Source organism: Commensalibacter communis, assembly GCF_947179105.1.
Lineage (GTDB): Bacteria > Pseudomonadota > Alphaproteobacteria > Acetobacterales > Acetobacteraceae > Commensalibacter > Commensalibacter communis.
Window position 1 is genome coordinate 300491 of the sequence record NZ_CAMXCK010000002.1, and the last position, 20828, is coordinate 321318.

The following is a 20828-nucleotide window of genomic DNA, read 5'->3' on the forward strand; positions in this document are numbered from 1 at the left end:
TAAGTCTATATTTTTATTCTTGAGGCACCAGTTGAGGATGTGTCATTCGGTATCTCATTAAGATCATAATACAAATTGCGGCAAAACCTGCAACGATAGCAAGAGCAATTCCATAATTATTGTTAAAATATTCGGCAATATAAATTTGTATAATTAAATTCGCTGATGCGAACAAGTTCCCCATTTGATAAAAGAATCCAGGTAGGACGGTACGTGTGCTGGCAGGTAATAATTCATTTAAATATACAGGAATAACGCCCCAAGCTCCTTGCACCATAAATTGCATGATAAAGGCACCTACTCCCAGTAAAATCATGTCATTTGAAAACGCCCATAAAGGAATCGCAAATAAAGATAAGCCTGCTGCCAGCGCAATTGTCTTAGAGCGTCCAATCTTTTGAGATAAGCTGCCAAAAAAGATTCCTCCCATAATAGAGGCGATATTATAGGCGATTGCAATTCCACCAACAATATGAGGTGTAAAATGATGCTGTTCTTTGAGGAATAAAGGATAAGAATCCTGAGTACCATGGCTAAATAAATTAAAGCATGTCATCAAAATGATTGCAAATAAACATATTTGCCAATTATTCATAGCAATCGGTAAAATACGGGTTCGTTCTGCTTTTGCTTGGTTTTTGGATGCCAACCATACCGCAGATTCTTGCACAAAAAATTGGATATAAACAACAAGAAAGATTGGAAAAGCACCAATAATAAATAGATTTCTCCACCCAAGAGCATCAAAAAATAATGCATACACAACGGATGCTGTTAAATATCCCAAAGGGTACCCAGCTTGGAATAATCCAGAAATAAATCCTTTTGCTTCTTTAGGAATGGTTTCAAAGGCTAAGGAAGAAGCAACACCCCAAATTCCTCCCATCGCGACACCATAAACGCACCTGATTAATAGAAAGATAATTAAGTTGGGTGCAAAAGCAGATAAAGCACTTAATATCGAAAACAGAGCCACATTTGCCATTAAAACAGGTTTGCGGCCATATTGTTCTGCCAGCCTTCCAATGAAAAAAGCACCGACGGGGCGAAGGGCTAATGTTAAGAAAATAGCAATAGATACGGATTTTTTAGTAACAGAAAAACTGGTCGCAATATCATCAATGACGAAAACAAGTAAAAAGAAATCGAAGGCGTCTAAGCCCCAACTGCTGAGGGCAGCAAAAACAGTGTTGATTTGGTTTGCAGACCATTTTTTCATAGATTTATCCTTTGATTTGATAGGGCTAATTCGAAACGAAATTTCACGTTAGATAGTTTTAAATTTTCCAGCAAATCACAACTATGCTAGTTTGTTATTTCAGTGTTGCGGCATTTCTATTGTAATTATTTTAAACAGATCAATATATATGTAATATTATTGCTTTGTTTGTATGTTACTCATGCCAGAAATTTTTGATAGATAAGCTTATTATCGTCTTATTTTCTATGCTAAAAACTAGAGAATATATTGTATATTCGCATTATATTTAATGTTTTTAAAATGGTCATTATGCGCAATATACAATTGAATTCAATATTGATTACAGGGGCTTCTTCTGGGATAGGTCGTGCGGTGGCAGTAACTCTTGCTGCCCCAAATGTATGTTTATTTTTAGGAGGAAGAAATCATACAGCATTAACAAAAATTGCCGATGAATGTAGATCCTTAGGGGCTGTTGTAGAGATGAAAATCCTGGATGTTTGCGATCAGCAAGGAATGGAAGAATGGATTTATTCTGTCGGTCATTTGGATTTTGTGTTTGCTTGTGCAGGGGTTTCGATTGGAACAGCGGATACAACTTCTCAACATACATTGCCTGAAAGCTCTGATAAAGTTCGTCAAATTATGCGAACGAATATTGATGGCGTTTTAAATACAGTCTTGCCAGCCATTGAAGTCATGCGCCAACAAAACCGTAATTCAGAAAATATTCGTGGCAGGATTGCTGCGGTTGCATCGGTGGCAGGGTTTGTGAATTCCGCTTGGGCGCCTTCTTATTGTGCATCAAAATCGGCAGTAGATCGATTTATGGTTTCAAGCGGTGGGTCTTTGGAAAATTTAGGAATTTATTTATCGAGCGTTTGTTGTGGGTTTATTCGCACCCCAATGACGGTTAATCATAAATTTACCATGCCAGGATTAATGAGTGCAGATCAAGCAGCAAAATTAATTGTGCAAGGCGTGTTGAATAAGAAAAGGCGCATTATATTTCCGATGTGGATGTTCATATTGGCCAGAATGATTGATTTATTACCTGTAACTTGGTTAGAAAAAATTTACTTACCTTACTTAGAGAAAAAACATAAACGCTAATCAAGATAAAAATATAAAGAGGATTGGCTTGATTTCTTTTCTTTTGATGAATTCGTTTTTAATGACTAAATGACTAAATGACTAAATGACTAAATGACTAAATGACTAAATGACTAAATGACTAAATGACTAAATGACTAAATGACTAAATGACTAGGGAATAGAACGGCGTTTTCAAGGTTGCGTGTGTGTTGTTCAAAAGAAGTGCTAACATAAATATTGGTATTACTTGCATCAAAACATATGTTGGGTATTGAGCGGGATAAAGAGACAAGTGTTGCTTATGCCAGATTAAAGCAAAATAGAGATATAACCTCTATACAAAAGGTGCTGTTAATCTATTTATACAAGGATATATATGGAAACAAGATATAACTTTTAAAAGCTATTTGATCCCTAATGAAGATAGCTTGCTATCAATTTTATGATTATCAATGGTTATTATTAAATTACATTTTTAAAAAAAAGATCATCATTGTTCTTAAAAGCTGATACAGTCGTCGCGATTTATTATATATTTTCTTAAATAAGGTTGTTTGATAACGATGAAGATGTCTGCTGGTACAAAAGCGTTTCACAAGCCGCGTTTTTGTGAGGGCTCCATCATGCGACATGTGGTTGTCATGGCTGGAACGGGTACGGTTGGACTAATGGCTGTATTCCTTGTTGATTTTTTAAATCTTTTTTATATTTCTAGGTTAGGTAATTCTCATTATACAGCGGCGATAGGCTTTGCAAATGCGATTGGATTTTTACAAATGGGCATTTGTATTGGTATGTCTATTGGTGCCGTCGTCATTACGGCACGATTAATTGGGTCTGGTCAACTAGAACGTGCCAAGAAAATGGTGACATCTTTTATAATATTCACAACCTTTCTAATGATTATTATTGGGTTATTAGTAGCAATTTTTAATCGTGAAATTTTACATCTTTTAGGTGCTAGAGGTGCCGTTTTAAATCAAGCTAGTCATTTTGTGATGATTGTTTCGCCATTTTTATTTTTAATTGCGCTGGGCATGGTGTTATCAGGTCTCTTAAGGGCTGTGGGGGATGCTAAACGTTCGATGAATGTGACAATCATTGGTGCCTTCATAGCAGGAATTTTAGATCCTATATTCATTCTCGTTTTTAATTTAGGTTTGGAAGGGGCAGCAATCAGCACAATCTGCTCTCGATTAGGTGTGGCTTTGTTGGGGTTTTACAGTTTAAAACGTTATGAATTAATAGAAAAACCACATTGGGATGATATATTTTCTGATTCATTAAAAGTTTTAAAAATCTCTTTCCCTGCAATTTTAACGAATTTAGCAACCCCTGTGGGTGGATTATTTGTCATTCACACGATGTCAAATTTTAATAGTGATGCCATTTCTGGTCAAACAGCTATTGATCGTATGATCCCCGTAGCATTTGCTTTTGTGTTTGCGCTAACGGGATCGGTTGGGCCTATCATTTCACAGAATTTTGGTGCTGGGCTTAGGGAGCGCATGCAGGAAACGCTGGTTGTCTCTTTAAAACTCGTTTGTTTATGTGTTTTTTGCGCTTGGGGGATTTTTTATATCGGTCAAGATCTGTTTGTAAAAATGTTTGCCTTAAAAGCAGAGGGTGAGGCATTAATGCGTTTATTTTGCAATTGGGTTATTATTAATAATTTGTTTCTAGGAATGTTATTTGTTTCGAATACGGCGTTTAATAATCTTGGATATCCTTTGTTTGCTACCTTTTTTAATTGGGGTCGGGCAACTTTGGGAACGATACCTTTCGTGATTTATGGTGCGTCTTATGATCCTCAAGGAGTATTAATTGGACAATCCTTGGGGGTTGTCCCTTTCGGGATTATGGCGGTTTGTTGCACATTCTATCTGATGAAAACGATCCGAATGGATAAACCGATATAATTTAATACATATTTGGTAAAAGTTTTTTTACTGTTTGAACATATCCTGTTTATATTGTTTGTTCCATTTTCGTAATATAGGCAAGAATAACAATAGAATTACCAAAGCAATCCCGGCCAAACACAATAAATTTAAAAATAATCCTTGGTAAATAATTAATGTTTTTTCAGAACTAAGATTATTCATGTCAGGTGGCGCGGCAATATTGGCAATAATTCCACCAATATACATTGCAACCCCTGATGCCATCAGATAAGAGCCCGTCATAAATCCATTAATAGATGCAGGAACATAACGTGCCACAACAGCAAGACCCAAGCCACTAGTTAATAACTCCCCCAAAGATAAAAAGAAATAACCACTTACCATTATCCAAGAGGATACATGTGAGGTTTGATTATAAACACATGCTATCCACCAAATGAAAAAACCAATAGCAACAAAGAAAAAGCCAGCGATAAATTTGGTGGCAATCGAAAAATCTTTTTGTTTACGCCCAAGGGTGGCATAAAGTTTGGCCAAAAGCGGGCTAAGGAGCATGATCCAGATCGGATTTAAGGCCTGAAACTGTCCTGGTGACCAGTCGAATAAATGGTAAGATCCAATCGAAAACGACAAATCTACATTACGTAGTGCAAAAAAGGTCAAAGACGTTGACATTTGTTGATAAAATACATAATAGAGCATGCCTTCAAAGGTCAATAAATAGACAATCCTAAGACCTGAACGATAGGTGGAATCAATTTTAAAGTACATCTGCACCCAAAATGCTAAGATTAAGATTGCAGCGCCAATCACGCACCATTGAGCCACCTCTGGAAACGTGATAATCACGGTGATGAAAGCGATAGAAGCAATGATTCCTAAAAAGATATAGGTTAAGATGGAGGCAGAGATCGGTTGTTGATCTTTCGAAGATACATAAGAAGCAAGTCTTTTTTTGGTCAATGAGTAATTAATAATCCCCAATAATAATCCAACAAAACAGGCGATAAATGCGGCATCCCATCCATAGTGATCTTTTAAATATGGGCATAATAACATCGAAATTGTTGAGCCAACATTCACAGCCATATAATAAAGGGTAAAAGCAACATCCAGTTGACTGTCGTCATCCTCATAAATCCGGCGAACCAGCGTGGCAGCATTGGGTTTAAATAAACCATTCCCGGTGCTGATAATCGCCATGGTAATATAAATGCCGCCTGTATAATGCATGGCAGAAGCCAAAAGCAAATACCCCAAGGCAAGGATAATACTGCCATATAACATGGCTCTTTGGTTGCCTAAGATCTTATCCCCAATCCACCCCCCAAGGGCAGGGGCAGCATAAGTCATCGTACCAAAAGCTGCGATTAAGAGATTGGCATCATAATCACTGAATTTCATATGTTGGCTGAGGAACAATGCCAATATACTTTGCATACCGTAATAGCCAAAGCGTTCCCAAAGCTCGATAAATAAGACAACTGAAAAGGCATTGTTTTTCTGTTTTAATAAAGTCGATGCCATTACTATTGACGCCTAAGATTAAGTGGTAAAGGAATTAATTGAAGTAAGCTGTTGAATAATCGGTTTATTTCAATATTTACTGATTTTTTTGTAAAGTCTATGAATATGTATGTATATAATCTTATAAATAAATATATTTTATAAACAAATTACGAATATATTGTATAAACAGATTGATATATGGCTATTATACTCTTTTGAAGTGTTTGAATTTGAGAAGATAAAGATGTTTTCTAATATAGAAAAAAATAAATGGTTACAAGCTGTGTCCTATCTTTTGATGGGAACAATGTTAATGGTGACACATATTGATAATGCCAAGGCAAAAATACACAAAAAAGAGCCAGTTTCTAATATATCATCTGGCAATACCCAAAATTCCTCGGTCGATATAATGGATTTATCGGTGTTGCCAGCGATTAAAGGAAACGTCAAACAATATTTACCAACACCTTATGGGAATTTAGGAGGGTTGTTATTGAATGATGGTACTCAAATTATGTTTTCCACAATGTTTGGTGAAGCTGTTAAAACATTTGTTCGTCCAGGACAAGAAGTTACTATTCGCGGATTAAAAGCACGACATTTGCCTTTGTTACAAGCCTTTTTGATTGAAAATCAAAAAGGTTTAACAGTCCAAGAAGATAGTCCAGAGGCAGGGTTCTCGCCAGTACCAATTACAGGGCCTGATTTATTTGTACAAGGACAAATCTCGCAATTACTGCATAATTTGCAAGGACAAGTAATGGGTGTTGTGTTGAAGGATGGCACCGTCGTTTATATTCGTCCCTCAGATATTGGAAAGCTAGGGTTTGATTTGCAACCAGGTGTTTCTTTGTTTGTTCGAGGAATGGGTAGCTTCACGTCTATGGGTAAAGCATTGCAAGCTCGCCTCATTGGTCAAACAAAAGATCGTATGGTTGAATTATTACAAATTAACGCACCCCCTTTTGGTGCTCCTGCTGGTAGCCCAGCTTATGATTATATCCCGCAATAGGTTTTTTATTTAATCCGAATCTTTAAATGGTTAAAATTCGGATTAATTTGTGAATAAAAGGCAATATAGAAACGATTATTTGATGCAAGGCAGGAATTAAATTATCAGCATAGGATGATAATGGATAATTCTTCCATCGTAACGATACTTTCATCGTACCAGTAATCAGCAATTTCTTTATTCATCAATGAATGTAAATAAAGGTCTAATAGTTTAAAATTCGTCATTTGGAATTGTACAGGTTTTTCATCCATAAAGAGTAGATTGCTGTGTTAATATTCTTTAAATAATATTCCAAGTAGTTGCCGATTTGCAAATGTGATGAATTAGCTGTGAGAAATATAAAAAAAATATTGCCTTTCTTGCGTAAATAGTCTTTTTTACGAACTGAGTTAACTTGTCATGGATTTGAAGAAAGAGGAGGGGGTATCTTTGGAAGAGGATGCAAAAAAGAAACAGCTCGATTCTTTTGATAAGAAATTACAAGATTTTGAATCACGATTGAATCCTTCGAAAAAGCAGGATCACTCTCAATCTTATGAGGGCGATAATGATTTATGGAAGTTCGTTTTAAGGTCAGGAGTAGAGCTTTTCTCTGCTTTCTTAGTTGGGGTTATGATTGGATATGGATTGGACTATTGGTTATCAACTCGTCCATTATTTATTATCATATTTTCAGTTTTAGGAATGGGTGCGGGGGTGCTTAATGTCTGGCGTATTGTTAAACCTGGTGATATAAAGTCAAAATGATTTTGTTGCTTTGTAAGAGATTCGATTTGGTGTTGGGAGAAAAATAGTGGCCGGTCACAAGATAGACGCACTCGGTCAATTTGAATTGCATGAAGTCTTTGGTGGATTGGGTGTTTATTTTACTCAGTCCGAATTAATGATGGTCATTGCAGCAATTATTGTTCCTGTAGCGATTTATTTCGGAATGCGTCAAAAGGCGGTTGTGCCTGGTCGTTATCAGAGCGCGACCGAGATGTGCTATGAATTTATTCATGGTATGGCTATTGGAACGATGGGCGCCAAAGGGAAAGGATTCTTCCCCTTTATATTTGCACTGTTCTTTTTTATATTAACAGGTAACTATTTGGGACTTTTGCCATTCTCTTTTGCTTTTACTAGTCACATTGTTGTGACTGTAACGTTGGCTTTGATGGTGTTTGTTTTATCAATTCTTGTTTCGTTAAAAAACCAAGGATTGAAGTTTTTTGCTCACTTTATGCCTGCAGGGGCGCCGATTGCAATGGCACCTTTGCTTGTTCCTATTGAAATTTTATCTTATTTGTCTAGACCAATCAGCTTATCAATTCGTTTGTTTGCGAACATGGTTGCTGGACACGTAATGTTAGAAATGTTTGCTGGTTTTACAATTTTGTTAGCCACAGGATTGGGATTGGCATTGGGTGGCCCGTTGGGGATTCTCCCTATTTTGTTGAATGTGGCGTTGATTGCACTTGAATTATTGGTGGGTGCATTACAAGCCTATGTTTTTGCAATTTTGACTTGTATGTATTTACAAGAAGCAATAGAGCATTAACTTCAGTTTCGTATTAACTTTATTTATTTTTTTAGTATCAAGGAAAGAAATCAAATGGATCTTACCCTTATTACAGCCGCAAAACAAATTGGTGCTGGTTTAGCTGTTATCGCATTGTCTGGTGTTGGTATCGGTATTGGTAATATTTTTGCAACCCTCGTCAGCAGTATTGCTCGCAATCCAGCTTCTCGCCCTCACGTATTTGGTTTGGGTATGTTGGGATTTGCTCTCACGGAAGCTGTTGCGCTTTATGCACTACTGATCGCTTTCCTTATTCTCTTTATGTAAGGGGGGTCTTTACGTGAGACGCTTTTCAGCCCGCTTTTCCCGTCTGGTGGCGTCTCTCGTGGCTGGGGGGGCGCTTAGCATATTGTTGGCGCCTGCTTTGTCCACGAATGCCATGGCTGCTGGCATGCCCCAGATGGATTTTAAGAACCCGTTGGTTATGGCTCAGGTTATCTGGGTTTTAATCATCTTTTTTTGTTTATTTCTTGCTGTAAAATACTTTTCTATTCCACAGATTGAACAAGTTATTCATAATCGCCGTTCAAAAATTGATGGGGATATGGATTCTGCTAGGCAAGCAAAAGCTCAGGCAGATAAAGCTGTAGAAGCGTTAAATAAAACACGCAGTGAAGCAGCAGCAGAAGCACAAGCAAAAATCGATTCAATTATCCAAGAAACAAGGGTTTCATCTGCGAAACAAATGCAAGAATTGCAAGCTCGTCTTGACAATGAAACACGTGAAGCAGAAACTCGTATTGTTGAAGCACGTAATGGTGCTTTGAAACAAGTTGATCAAATGGCGAAAGATGTCGCACAAAGTTTGTTGAAACAATTATTAAAAGAGGACGTCCAAGGCGATCTCATTAATAAGACCGTGCAACAAGTTTTGACAGCAAAGTCTTAGTAGGCAGAGAGAAAATGGATTTATTAAACGACCCTCGATTTTGGTCTGCGCTTGCTTTTGTTTTGTTTTTTGTCTTTTTTGGTAAAAAAATATGGCGTCCTTTGGCTGCGGCTATGGATAACAGAACAAACCAAGTCAGACAAGAACTTGAAGAAGCTAGCCGTTTACGTCGTGAGGCTGAAGAGATTTATACAGCTGCTCAGAAAGAGCATGAAGCTGCAAAGCTTGAAGCTGAAAAAATGCTGGCTGCTTCCAAAGAGGCTGCAGAGCGTATTGCTGAGAATGCTAAAAAAGAAGCTGACGCCGCTGCTCACCGCCACGAAGAGCTGGTTCGCCTTCGCTTAGCAGCATCTGAGCAAGAAGCGATTAATACGGTTCGTCGTGAGGCAGCTGATATTGCGGTCAAGGCTGCTTATGAAGTGATTTCTTCTGTATTAACAGAAGAAAAAGATAGTTCTTTGATTGACAATGCAATTGCTGACTTACCAAAAGCTCTTGCTGAAGATCGTCACGTTGCTTAATTTTTTTCGTCTCGTTAGGGTCCAATGGCCAGTGTAATTTCAATAGTCGTTACGGTTTTAAACGAGGCGGAAAATATTTTTCCTGTATGTCGGGAAATAGCGGATGTGCTTCCAAAGCTTCCTGAATGTGAAGTGATTTTTGTTGATGATGGAAGTACAGATCAAACCTTAAATCAACTGACAGAAGTTAAAAATAGTTTTTTACCTTCTTTGGTAATTTTATCTCATAGTCAACGTTGTGGAAAATCTGGTGCTTTACTAACTGCTATTGCTGCGGCACAAGGTCAGTGGATTGCAACAATGGATGGGGATGGGCAAGATGATCCCAAAGAAATAATTTCCATGTGGGAAAAGTCCCAGCAACATAAAGGGCGAGAGCCTTTGGTGGTTGGGGTTCGGTTAAAGAGAAATGATAATATTTCTCGTCGTTTTGCAACGACTTTTGCCAATGGCTTGCGACGTAATTTACTCAAAGATGGTTGTGTAGATACTGGCGCGCCAATGAAGTTATTTCTTAGAAATGATTTTATGAAATTACCACATTTTGAAGGACTACACCGTTTTTTGCCTGCTTTATTGGGACATTACGGGGTACCTTTGGTTTGTCACGAGGTTCATCATCGACAACGATTAAATGGGGTGTCTAAATATACGAATTTTAACAGAGCACTGGTTGGTATTCGTGATCTGCTGGGAGTAATTTGGTTATTGAATCGAATTCGTCTGCCCAAGAAAATTACAAAACATTAATTATATTAAAGGGATAAAATGACCTTTTCTTCTCCTGTAGAAAAGTCTTTTCGTTTGAAGGCAAGTCATTATGTATGGCTTGCCTTGTTTGTTTTTGTGCTGTTTTTGCCTGGACGTGCAACACTGCCTCCGCTTGATCGCGATGAAGCACGCTATATGCAGGCAACCTCGCAGATGATTGAAAGCCATAATTATATTGATGTGCGTTTTCAGGATAAACCACGATATTTGCAACCTGCAGGTATTTATTGGCTAGAGGCAATAGCCGTTAAGGCAGCCAAAGCAACGGGGATGGTAAAAGGTAAAGCAGCTTGGGCGTATCGAATCCCTTCTTTACTAGCTGCCGTTGGCTCCGTTCTACTAACTGTGTGGATCGGTAGTATTTTATTTGATTCGTATATTGGTCTTTTGGCAGGATTATTCTTAGCTGTTTCGGTCTTGCTGACGGGTGAGGGGCGTATGGCAACGATTGATACAGCGTTGTTATTTGTTGTATTACTGGCTCAAAGCAGTTTGGCGCGTGCTTGGATGGCAAGGCTGACAACAGAGAAGCTCTCTGTTTCCGTAGCGATTATTTATTGGGGAGCGATCGGGTGTGGTTTGATGTTAAAAGGCCCAGTTATGCTTATCCCGACATTATTGCCCCCGATTATATTGGCATGGGTTAAAAAAGATAGGTCGTGGTGGAAGCATTTACATCCTAAATGGGGATGGATTTTGATGCTTTTGATCGTTATTCCTTGGTGTGCAGCGATCTGGGTCATTAGTGATGGTAAGTTTTTTACCGACGCTGTAGGAACGAATTTGCTTAGTAAAGTGGCATCAGGCAAGGAGTCTCATGGTGCTCCGCCAGGGTTATATCTAGGGATTTTCTTGATTACCTTTTGGCCTGGATCTATGTTCACTGCATGGGCGTTACCCTATATTTGGCGAGAACGAAAATCAGAATCCGTTTGTTTTTTACTATGCTGGATTATTCCTCATTGGCTCGTATTCGAGTTAGTGAAAACAAAGTTGCCCCATTATGTATTACCCACTTACCCTGCGATTGCGATTTTAACCTCAATGGCACTCTGGAATATTTCCAAAACATGGGATGGTCCAACTTCCAGATGGGGTCGTTGGTTGCTTCATATTTATATGGTGTTATGGGTTGCTGTTGGGCTGTTGCTTGCTGTTGGTGGCATTATTTATGCATACTATATGACGGGAACATGGTTTTGGGCAGCAATGCTTGGTGCAGTTGCAGCATTAATCTTAATAGGGTATGCCGTGGTATGTATTTTAAAATATAATATGCAGCGTGCTTCATTGGTATCGATAGGTGCAGCAATTGTTATTTATCTAGAACTTTTTGTCATTTTAATTCCTGGCCTAAGTTCGGAATGGCTAAGTGGAAAAATTGCTGAAACGGTTAATCTTTTAAAACCTTGTAAAAATAGTATTGTTGCTTCGGCTTCTTATTCCGAGCCAAGCTTAGTATTTTTGGTTGGTAAGGAAACGAAGTTAATTAACGCTGAAAAAACCGCACAATTTTTGAAAGATAACCAATCTTGTGGATTAGGCTTAGTCGATCAACGCGATGAGAAGCCATTCATGAACGCTGCAGAAAAAGAGGGTTTAACTGTTAAAGAAATAGGTCGCATACATGGTTTGAACTATTCGAATGGTAAGCAACTTAGCCTTGGATTATTTGAGGTAATTCAATAAATTAAAAGGCGCAAAAGCGCCTTTTTTAATGCTTATATGATTATTTAATTAATATCCAAGAAGCGTATAGCGTAATAGGGGGCGTATAATAAAATCAATGACAAGGAAAACAACTACTGGACTGATATCAATCGCCCCCAAAGAAGGTAACATCTGTCTGATTGTGTTTAATATAGGGTCACACATCTGGCTCAGGAACATATATATTCCTCTGATAATATTGCTGCTGGGGTTAACGACACCGAAGCTGAACAAAAAGCTGAAAATACAATATGCAAGTAAAATGAGCATATAGCCATTTAATAATATATTTAAGAGGTTATATAACTCAAACATAATGTTTCCTTAGTATTAATCTGTATGGGCATTATTTATATAAGAAAAATATCCTTTTGGACAATTGTTTATTTATACTGATTGCAAATGACATCAATGATCAAGTTAAAATTATAAAAAGACGATTCATTATACGGAATATATATGAATAAAATTCATATCCATATTGAGAGTAAATTATTAATTTTCTACTAAATAATAATATGTTGAGTATTTACTGAGATATTTTCTTGGAAGACGCTAAGGAAATATTGAACGGATTTCAAGAAAAAAAAATTTTCTGTTGCGTATCTGATGTGTATGTATTTATATGATACGTTAATGAAGAGTCTTAATTGTCTCTTTTACAAGATTAAAATTCGTAATTTATTATAGCATTTTTTGTTCTATTAAGCAAAGTTTGTCTATATATTGAAGGAAAATAGGGAAGAGAAGTGACAATAACAGATTCTTTCTTTACTAAATGGCACAAAAAATGTGCCGTGTTGTGTGTTTTATTATTGCCACTTGCTGCATGTAAAGAACAAAAACCAGCTCCAAGACCGTCAGCTAAGGCTAACTTTGTAATAGCTAATCCTCAGGATGTGGAGTTGTTGATTGATTTGACAGGACGTATTACTCCGATGCGTGTGTCAGAAGTACGCCCTCAGGTGAACGGTTATCTTTACAAACGTTTGTTTGAAGAAGGAACGGATGTAACCAAAGATCAACAATTATACCAAGTTGATCCACGTCCTTATCAAGCCTCATTGGATAATGCACAAGGCAAGTTAAACAGTGATCTTGCAACGTTAAGAGCCCAAACATTAAAGCTGAAACGTTATGGACCTTTGAAAAATATGGATGCGGTCAGCCGTCAGGATTATGATGATACTTTGGCAGCACAAGAAGCAACAAAAGCAACCATTGAGAGTGATCGTGCAAGCGTTCGCCAAGCACAATTAGACTTGGAATATACTGGAATTAATGCAACAATTTCAGGTCGCATTAGTCGTTCTATTCAAACGCAAGGTGCCTTAATGGCCACGAATCAAGCGAATCCAGTTGCAATTATTACGCAGCTAGATCCAATGTTTGTTGATATTATACAACCTACAGCTGAACAGTTGCGCTTACGTAGTCGTTTGGCCAATGGCAAGTTAGAAACATTACGTGGTGCTGCTCATGTGCCTGTTGATTTGATTTTGGAAGATAATACACGTTATCCACTGCAGGCTAATCTCTTATTTACAGAAGTGGTCACTAATCAGGAAACAGGCTCGGTTATCCAGCGTGCTATTGTGCGTAATCCTGATAAATTATTACTTTCTGGTATGTATGTTAGAACCGTCATGCACGAAGGTATGGAAAAAGCATTTTTAATTCCTCAAGAAGCCGTCATGCGTGGTTTGGATGAAAAACCCTATTTGTACATTATCAATAAAAATGATGTCGTAGAACGCCGTGATATTGAAACACAACGGATGCAAGAAACCTTTTGGGTTACCACTAAAGGGGTCAATGCAGGTGATAAAATTTTAGTAAGTAATCCAACATCTTATCGACCTGGGCAAAAAGTTCAACCAGAAGAGGGGCGTACTCCTGTTGGTGTTGTGCCTCAATAAGCGAAAGAGTTTGGAATATTAATATGTCTTTATCACGTTTTTTTATTGATAGGCCAATTTTTGCTTGGGTAATAGCAATTCTTATCTCGTTAATGGGAATGATTGCGGTTGTTACGTTACCTATTGCACAATGGCCTAATATTGCCCCGCCACCTATTACATTAAGTTTTACCTATCCTGGGGCGACGGCTGATACTGTACAACGTACTGTTGTTGATCCTGTCAGCCAGAATTTGTATGGTGTTGACCATCTGGAATATATGTCAACGGTTGCCAATGCTGACGGTACGGCGACAATTACTTTGACTTTTGAGCAAGGAACAAACCCAGACGTTGCACAGGTTCAAGTGTTGAACCGTGTAGATGTTGCACGCTCGTTATTACCTTCCTCGGTTGCTTTGCAAGGGATTCGTATTTCAAAATCTAATAAAAGTTATATGATGTTTTTTGCAATCCAAAGTATGGATCATTCATTGAATGAAGGTGCTTTGGGTGATTTGTTAGCTAGTGATATACAAAACCCAATTACACGTCTAAATGGGCTTGGTGATTATACGGCTTTCTCTTCTGAATATGCAATGCGCGTATGGCTTGATCCTGACAAACTACATAACTATCAGTTAAATCCAACTGATGTAATGAATGAAATTTCATCACAGAATTCTGAACAGCCTTTGGGTGAATTTGGTAAGTTGCCAGCACTTCCGGATCAACGATTTGATATTTATACGGGGGGGATTAGGCGTCTTGTGACACCAGAAGAATTTGGTAATATTGTCATAAAAACGCAAACAGACGGCGCACGTATTCGTTTAAAAGATGTAGCAACAGTTGCTCTTGGTCCGATGAGTTATCAACCTGTTGGGACACTCGATAGTCAGCCTGTCGCTGCTTTTGGGGTAAAGTTATCTCCAGGTTTTAATCAATTAGCTTTGTCCAATGCAATTCACAATAAGATTGAGGAACTTTCAAAGTATTTCCCACCAAATACGAGATATTTATACCCGTTAGATACATCAAAATATGTTGTCGAATCAATGGAGGAAGTTGTTCATACTTTGATAGAAGCGATTATCCTAGTGATCGTTGTGATGTATGTATTTCTTCAGAATTTTAGAGCAACTTTTGTTCCGACGATTGCTGTGCCAGTTGTGCTGCTGGGAACTTTCTTTATTTTGGAATTAGCAGGATTCTCGATTAATACCTTAACTATGTTAGCGTTGGTGTTAGCAATTGGATTATTGGTTGACGATGCTATTGTTGTTGTAGAAAATGTAGAACGTGTGATGGAGGAGGAACATTGTGATCCCAAAACAGCGACGCAAAAATCAATGGATCAGATTAGTGGTGCATTGGTGGGTATCGCACTCGTTTTATCTGTTGTGTTCATTCCGATGGCATTTTTCAGCGGCTCTGCTGGTGTGGTTTACAGACAGTTCTCTCTTACCATTGTTTCTGCGATGACATTATCTGTGATTGTTGCGCTGATTTTCACACCTGCCTTATGCGCGACAATCTTAAAACCACATGATAAAAACGCAAAAAAGGGACGTTTTTTTACTTGGTTTAATAGAGCCTTTGAAAGAATGGTTAAAGGATATATCTCTGGCGTTAAAGGTATGATTAATCATACACGCACCACTATGGTTGTGTATTTTGGCTTGACTGTTGGGGCTCTTGCAAGCTTTCATATGTTACCAGAAGGTTTTTTGCCCGATGAAGATCAAGGGGTTGTGTTTTTACAATCTTCTCTTAGTCCTGGATCATCTGCGGCAATGACTGCAGCGGTTAATAAGAGAATAACAGATTATTTTTTAAAGAATGAAAAGAAATATCTTCAATTTGTATACACGGCTATTGGATTTAACTTTGGTGGGCAAGCACAGAGTGCGTCCTTTGGTGTTGCACGTTTAAAAGACTTTGATCAGCGTAGTGGTGGGTATGAATCTTCTGCTCAGGCTGTTGCTGCACGTGCTATGAAAGCATTGGCTGCAATTCCAGGTGCAAACGTGTTTGCTGTTCTTCCGCCACCTGTGATGGACTTAGGAAGTGCAACAGGGTTCGACTTTGAACTTTTAAATCGTGGACATTTAGATGATGCTACTTTCGCAAAAGCCAGAGAAGCGTTATTAAGTAAAGCACGTGCAGATAATCGTTTAGTTGCTGTGCGTCTTAATGGTTTGCCAGAAGCTCCACAATATTACTTTAATATTGATCGGGATAAAGCGCATACTCAAGGGGTCAGTATTGATTCAATCAATCAGACATTATCTATTGCGCTTGGTTCTGGGGATGCTGGTTTATTTAATTTAAGAGGACGTGTAAAACACGTCTTTGTTCAAGGAAACGTTGAATCTCGTACGTCACCAGATGATTTGCGCCGTTGGTTTGTTCGTAACAATAATGGCAATATGGTGCCCTTAACTGCATTTATTAATGGAGAATGGAAAAGGACACCTCAAAAGGTTGAAACTTATAATGGTTATCCTTCTTTTGAAATTATGGGACAAGGGGCTCGTGGGATCAGTAATGGTACCGCTATGCAAATTATGGAGCAATATACCAACGAGGTTGCTAAGGAAATTCCTGGGATTAGTTTCGAATGGACAGGAATGTCTTATGAGCAAGTTCAATCTTCAGGGCAAGCCGGAAAATTATATGCATTATCTATTTTAGCTGTGTTTTTATCTTTGGCTGCTCTTTATGAAAGCTGGGCTATCCCATTCTCAGTATTGTTAGTTGTACCTTTGGGAGTCATCGGAGCGGCACTTGCAACTTACTTCCGTGGATTGGATAATGACATTTATTTCCAAGTTGGATTGCTAACCACCGTTGGCTTGGCAGCAAAGAATGCTATTTTGATTGTTGAATTTGCTAAAGAACATTTTGACGATGGTAAATCCTTGACAGAATCCGCCATATTGGCTGCTCACGAACGTATTCGCCCTATTCTAATGACGTCGTTGGCGTTTGTTTTAGGGGTAATTCCATTGGCAATTGCGACTGGTGCTGGTGCAGCCAGCCACGTTGCGATTGGTGTGGCGGTTGTTGGCGGTGTGATCACTGCAACTGTGCTCGCTTTATACTTTGTGCCTATTTTCTTTATTGTGGTGCTAAAACTATTTAAAGTGAAGCCACATCCAATTAATAAAAATGTGGCAGCGCCTCAGACTGTTAGTCTGAATAAAACAGAGGAATAAAACAATGATCGTACAAAATACAAAAACTTGGAAGCGATCTTTGCAAGGAGCAGTTGCTTCGTTATTTGTGGTATCACTTGCTGCATGTACTTTGAGTCCTGATTATGAACGTCCTGCTCCCTCTGTTGCTCAAGAGTGGCCCATTGGGCCTGCTTATGGCGCGCCCTTGACAGAAGGGGCAAAGTTACCGCAAGCTTATAATGTTGGATGGAAAGTCTTTTTCAGAGATCCTGTGTTAAGTCAGTTAATATCTATGGCTTTGACAAATAACCGTGACTTGCGTGAGGCAATTGAAAATATTACCGCAACGCATGCCAGTTATATCCAACAAAGGGGCGAGCTGTTTCCACAAGTGAATGCAAATGCAGGTGCGTCTTATCAAACCAGCCCTGGTAAAACCTTTGGTGTTGGTGGGGCGACTTCTATTCATGCGAACTCATTATCAACAGGTTTAGGGATTTCAAATTACGAAATTGATTTGTTTGACCGTATTCGCAGTTTAACTCGTGCTGCCAGAGAACAATATTTGGCACAACAAGAAAGTACAATCTCTGTTCAAATTTCTTTGATTGGTGAAGTTGCGAATAATTATATGGCATGGCTTGCAGATATGAATAGTTTGCAAACTGTCCAAGAAAGTGTGCGTAACCGCGAAAAGAATCTTGCATTGGTTCAAGGGATGAATCGTTATGGGCAACAAAATGCCCAAGCGGTTGCTCAAGCTGTGGAATTATTGCAAGAAGCAAAAAGCCAAGAGCAAACTTATTTAAAGTTGGCTGCGAACGATTTGAACAGTCTGACACAACTTGTCGGCCAGCCAATTCCACAATCATTGTTGCAACAAGCAGGTCCGAATCCTTCTTTGGATCATTTTGTTTCAATGCCTGAAGTGGGTTCTGGGATGCCATCTGATTTGTTGGAACGTCGCCCTGATATTCGTTTGGCAGAGCATCAGCTTAAGGAAGCGAATGCGAATGTTGGTTTTGCAAGATCTGCGTTTTTTCCATCTATTCAGTTGACGACTTCAGGAGGCACTGCAGGCTCTACATTTGCTCAAATGTTTGGTCCTTATTCAGCCGCCTGGAGTGTAATGCCAACCATGACGGTGCCTTTGCTTGATTGGGGTAAGAATATTGCTCAACTAAGAGCTGCAAAAGCCAAAGTTCGTGCAGCAGCAGCGCATTATCAATCTGTCGTTCAAGTAGCGTTTAAAGAGGTTGCAGATTCTCTTGCAGCCAGAACTACATTAAAGCAAAAATGGCAAGCTGAATTAGAAGCGGTCAGAGCCAGCCAAAAAGATTATAATATTTCATTGGCACGATATAAAAATGGTATTGATAGCTTTTTACCAACTTTGGTCGCTCAAAGAACATTGTTGACAGCAAAAGTAACCGCAATTCAATCACGCCTGCAATATATGCAAAGTCTTTCCACATTATATAGAACGTTGGGTGGTGGATGGAGTGCTGAAAATGCATTCGAAACACCTACTCAAACTACACAGAATATAACGCAATCTCCTGTTATGAAAAAATAGTATTTTTAAAACAGAGAGATCAGAAAAGGCATCTTATGTAACATAAGGTGCCTTTTTTATTGATAAAAATAAGGATAGATGTTGATTTTTGTTAATGATGGATTTATAAACATGTTAAAGTCATTGTAGATTTACCAGAGGTAACTTAGATTTATATGTGCATTACACCCCCCTGAATATCATAGATTGATATAAAGTTTTGGATGTTTCCAAAGCAAAAACCCTTTTGGATTATCATAAGGGATGGTCGTGTTATGTTTAATTCCCCCCAGAATTGGATAGCCTGTAAAAGGCAAAATTAAAATTATATAGGATTATTGTATGCTATTGTCCTCAACGCGGCAGGACTGGCTAGGTAACATTCGTGCGGATGTTCTGGCTGGGATTGTCGTCGCCCTTGCGCTGATTCCTGAATCAATTGCGTTTTCTATTTTTGCTGGGGTAGATCCCAGTGTCGGATTATATTCGGCCTTTTGCATTCCTGTTGTGCTTGCTCTTTGTGGTGGCAGACCAGCAATGATTTCGTCTTCTACAGGATCAATGGCGTTATTGATGGGTGGGCTAGTTCACAGTCATGGATTAAATTACTTGTTAGTGGCAGGAATGCTGGCAGGTATTTTTCAAATTATTGCTGGCTATTTAAAGCTTGGTAATTTGATGCGCTTTGTATCTCATTCCGTCGTCACTGGCTTTGTGAACGCATTGGCCATTTTGATCTTTATGGCACAAATGAGGGAAATCACTGGTGGAGGATGGCAAGTCTATGTGTTAACTCTTGGTGGATTGGCTATTGTTTATTTATTTCCTTATGTAACAAAAGCGATACCTTCGCCTTTGATTTGTATTTTAATTATTACGGCGATTGCAATTGGGTTGGGGTGGCATGTCCCAACAGTGGGCAGCAAAGGGCATTTGCCTGATGGATTACCAGCTTTATTGATACCCAACGTGCCTCTTAACTTAGAAACATTATGGATTATTTTACCCTATTCTTTTGGATTGGCAGCCGTTGGATTATTGGAAACAATGATGACGGCCACGATTGTAGATGAATTTACCGAGACGGGCAGTGATAAGAACCGTGAATGTAAAGGTCAAGGAATTGCAAATATCGTGACCAGCTTTTTTGGTGGAATGGCTGGATGCGCCATGATTGGTCAATCTGTCATTAATATTAAATCAGGCGGTCGTGGTCGGTTATCAACGATGGTTGCTGGAGTGTTTCTGCTTATTCTTGTGGTGTTTTTAAAAGATTGGGTAGCACGCATTCCTATGGCTGCATTGGTTGCGATCATGATTATGGTTTCTATTAGTACATTTTCTTGGAAATCGATTTTGGAATTACGTACATATCCATTATCAACCAGTTTTATTATGATTTTAACGGTTGTGATTGTCGTGGCTACGGGCAACTTAGCCTATGGTGTTTTTGCGGGTGTGTTGGTTGCTTCTTTAACCTTTGCGAATAAGGTTTCTCATTTCATGATGGTGAAATCTGAGTTATCGGGAACAACGAGAACCTATTTTATCAATGGGCAATTATTTTTTGCTTGTGCCAAACGGTTTACAGATAGTTTTGATTATCAAGAACACATTGAAAAAGTCGTGATTGATGTAAGTCATGCGCATTTATGGGATATTAGTTCGGTTGATGCGTTGGATAAGGTCGTTATTCAATATAGAAAAGTTGGCATTGCTGTTGAGGTCAAAGGCATGAATGAAGCCAGTGCAACGATTGTTGATCGTTTTGGTATTCATGACAAGCCCGAAGAAATTGAAAAAATCATTGGTAAGATTTAAAAATATATAGATATTTAATATTATGGGATTTAATCGTATAAACGATTAGATTTCATAATTATTACCGTAAAATATTAATGTTATTATTAACTTAAATTGTTTTTAACGAAACTAACTGTAGAGCTTAACAATAATCATTTCTGGGTTACTGTTAAAGAATTTAGAAGATTTTGAGATCTAACAGTTCCGTTTC

18 protein-coding genes are annotated in these 20828 nt (G+C 38.4%); 14 read left to right on the forward strand and 4 right to left on the reverse strand.

The window, feature by feature from the left end; translation table 11 throughout:
* Positions 1–13: 13 nt before the first annotated feature.
* The gene (locus tag PQG52_RS06045; RefSeq protein WP_271828487.1) at positions 14–1219 is read right to left on the reverse strand and encodes an MFS transporter; all 1206 of its coding nucleotides are present in this window, start codon (positions 1217–1219) and stop codon (positions 14–16) included.
* Between the two features lie 291 nt (positions 1220–1510).
* Between PQG52_RS06045 and PQG52_RS06050 the strand changes: the two genes are divergently transcribed.
* Entirely contained in the window at positions 1511–2314 is an 804-nt protein-coding gene (locus tag PQG52_RS06050; RefSeq protein WP_271828488.1) for an SDR family NAD(P)-dependent oxidoreductase, read from the forward strand.
* Between the two features lie 545 nt (positions 2315–2859).
* Positions 2860–4215, forward strand: a complete 1356-nt coding sequence (locus tag PQG52_RS06055) for an MATE family efflux transporter (RefSeq protein ID WP_271828489.1) — start codon at positions 2860–2862, stop codon at positions 4213–4215.
* A gap of 27 nt (positions 4216–4242) precedes the next feature.
* Here the strand turns inward: PQG52_RS06055 and PQG52_RS06060 are convergent, their stop codons facing one another.
* On the reverse strand, positions 4243–5727 hold the full coding sequence (locus PQG52_RS06060) for a peptide MFS transporter (protein WP_271828490.1): 1485 nt from the start codon (positions 5725–5727) through the stop codon (positions 4243–4245).
* Between the two features lie 226 nt (positions 5728–5953).
* Here PQG52_RS06060 and PQG52_RS06065 point away from each other — a divergent pair, with 226 nt between their 5' ends.
* Positions 5954–6724 carry a hypothetical protein gene (locus tag PQG52_RS06065; protein WP_271828491.1) on the forward strand — a complete coding sequence of 257 codons (771 nt, stop codon included), beginning with the start codon at positions 5954–5956 and terminating at the stop codon, positions 6722–6724.
* A 104-nt stretch (positions 6725–6828) separates the two neighbouring features.
* Here the strand turns inward: PQG52_RS06065 and PQG52_RS06070 are convergent, their stop codons facing one another.
* Positions 6829–6978: a hypothetical protein gene (locus PQG52_RS06070; protein ID WP_271789826.1), complete on the reverse strand. Its 150-nt coding sequence runs from the start codon at positions 6976–6978 to the stop codon at positions 6829–6831.
* Positions 6979–7126: 148 nt separating this feature from the next.
* On the opposite strand from PQG52_RS06070, the gene PQG52_RS06075 reads away from it, so the two are divergent.
* From PQG52_RS06075 to PQG52_RS06105, 7 genes are read left to right on the forward strand one after another with little or no spacing between them, the layout of a single operon-like run.
* Positions 7127–7474: an AtpZ/AtpI family protein gene (locus tag PQG52_RS06075; protein WP_271789827.1), complete on the forward strand. Its 348-nt coding sequence runs from the start codon at positions 7127–7129 to the stop codon at positions 7472–7474.
* 43 nt (positions 7475–7517) lie between these two features.
* The gene (locus PQG52_RS06080) at positions 7518–8267 is read left to right on the forward strand and encodes a F0F1 ATP synthase subunit A (RefSeq protein WP_271789927.1); all 750 of its coding nucleotides are present in this window, start codon (positions 7518–7520) and stop codon (positions 8265–8267) included.
* Positions 8268–8321: 54 nt separating this feature from the next.
* A complete protein-coding gene (locus tag PQG52_RS06085; protein ID WP_034339894.1) occupies positions 8322–8555 on the forward strand; it encodes an ATP synthase subunit C family protein in 234 nt (77 codons plus the stop codon).
* A gap of 13 nt (positions 8556–8568) precedes the next feature.
* Positions 8569–9177, forward strand: a complete 609-nt coding sequence (locus PQG52_RS06090; protein ID WP_271789828.1) for a F0F1 ATP synthase subunit B family protein — start codon at positions 8569–8571, stop codon at positions 9175–9177.
* Positions 9178–9191: 14 nt separating this feature from the next.
* A complete protein-coding gene (gene atpF, locus PQG52_RS06095; RefSeq protein WP_271828492.1) occupies positions 9192–9698 on the forward strand; it encodes a F0F1 ATP synthase subunit B in 507 nt (168 codons plus the stop codon).
* A 24-nt stretch (positions 9699–9722) separates the two neighbouring features.
* Positions 9723–10448: a glycosyltransferase family 2 protein gene (locus PQG52_RS06100; RefSeq protein WP_271801496.1), complete on the forward strand. Its 726-nt coding sequence runs from the start codon at positions 9723–9725 to the stop codon at positions 10446–10448.
* Between the two features lie 18 nt (positions 10449–10466).
* Complete coding sequence (locus PQG52_RS06105; RefSeq protein ID WP_271828493.1) at positions 10467–12158, forward strand: ArnT family glycosyltransferase; 1692 nt, start codon at positions 10467–10469, stop codon at positions 12156–12158.
* A 48-nt stretch (positions 12159–12206) separates the two neighbouring features.
* Here PQG52_RS06105 and PQG52_RS06110 read toward each other — a convergent pair whose 3' ends face one another.
* Entirely contained in the window at positions 12207–12494 is a 288-nt protein-coding gene (locus tag PQG52_RS06110; protein ID WP_271828495.1) for a YggT family protein, read from the reverse strand.
* A gap of 434 nt (positions 12495–12928) precedes the next feature.
* Here PQG52_RS06110 and PQG52_RS06115 point away from each other — a divergent pair, with 434 nt between their 5' ends.
* From PQG52_RS06115 to PQG52_RS06130, 4 genes are all read left to right on the forward strand, one after another.
* Positions 12929–14098, forward strand: a complete 1170-nt coding sequence (locus PQG52_RS06115) for an efflux RND transporter periplasmic adaptor subunit (RefSeq protein ID WP_271828497.1) — start codon at positions 12929–12931, stop codon at positions 14096–14098.
* Positions 14099–14121: 23 nt separating this feature from the next.
* Entirely contained in the window at positions 14122–17298 is a 3177-nt protein-coding gene (locus PQG52_RS06120; RefSeq protein ID WP_271828498.1) for an efflux RND transporter permease subunit, read from the forward strand.
* A 4-nt stretch (positions 17299–17302) separates the two neighbouring features.
* The gene (locus PQG52_RS06125; protein ID WP_271828499.1) at positions 17303–18835 is read left to right on the forward strand and encodes an efflux transporter outer membrane subunit; all 1533 of its coding nucleotides are present in this window, start codon (positions 17303–17305) and stop codon (positions 18833–18835) included.
* Positions 18836–19156: 321 nt separating this feature from the next.
* On the forward strand, positions 19157–20635 hold the full coding sequence (locus PQG52_RS06130; protein ID WP_271828500.1) for a SulP family inorganic anion transporter: 1479 nt from the start codon (positions 19157–19159) through the stop codon (positions 20633–20635).
* Positions 20636–20828 lie beyond the last annotated feature (193 nt).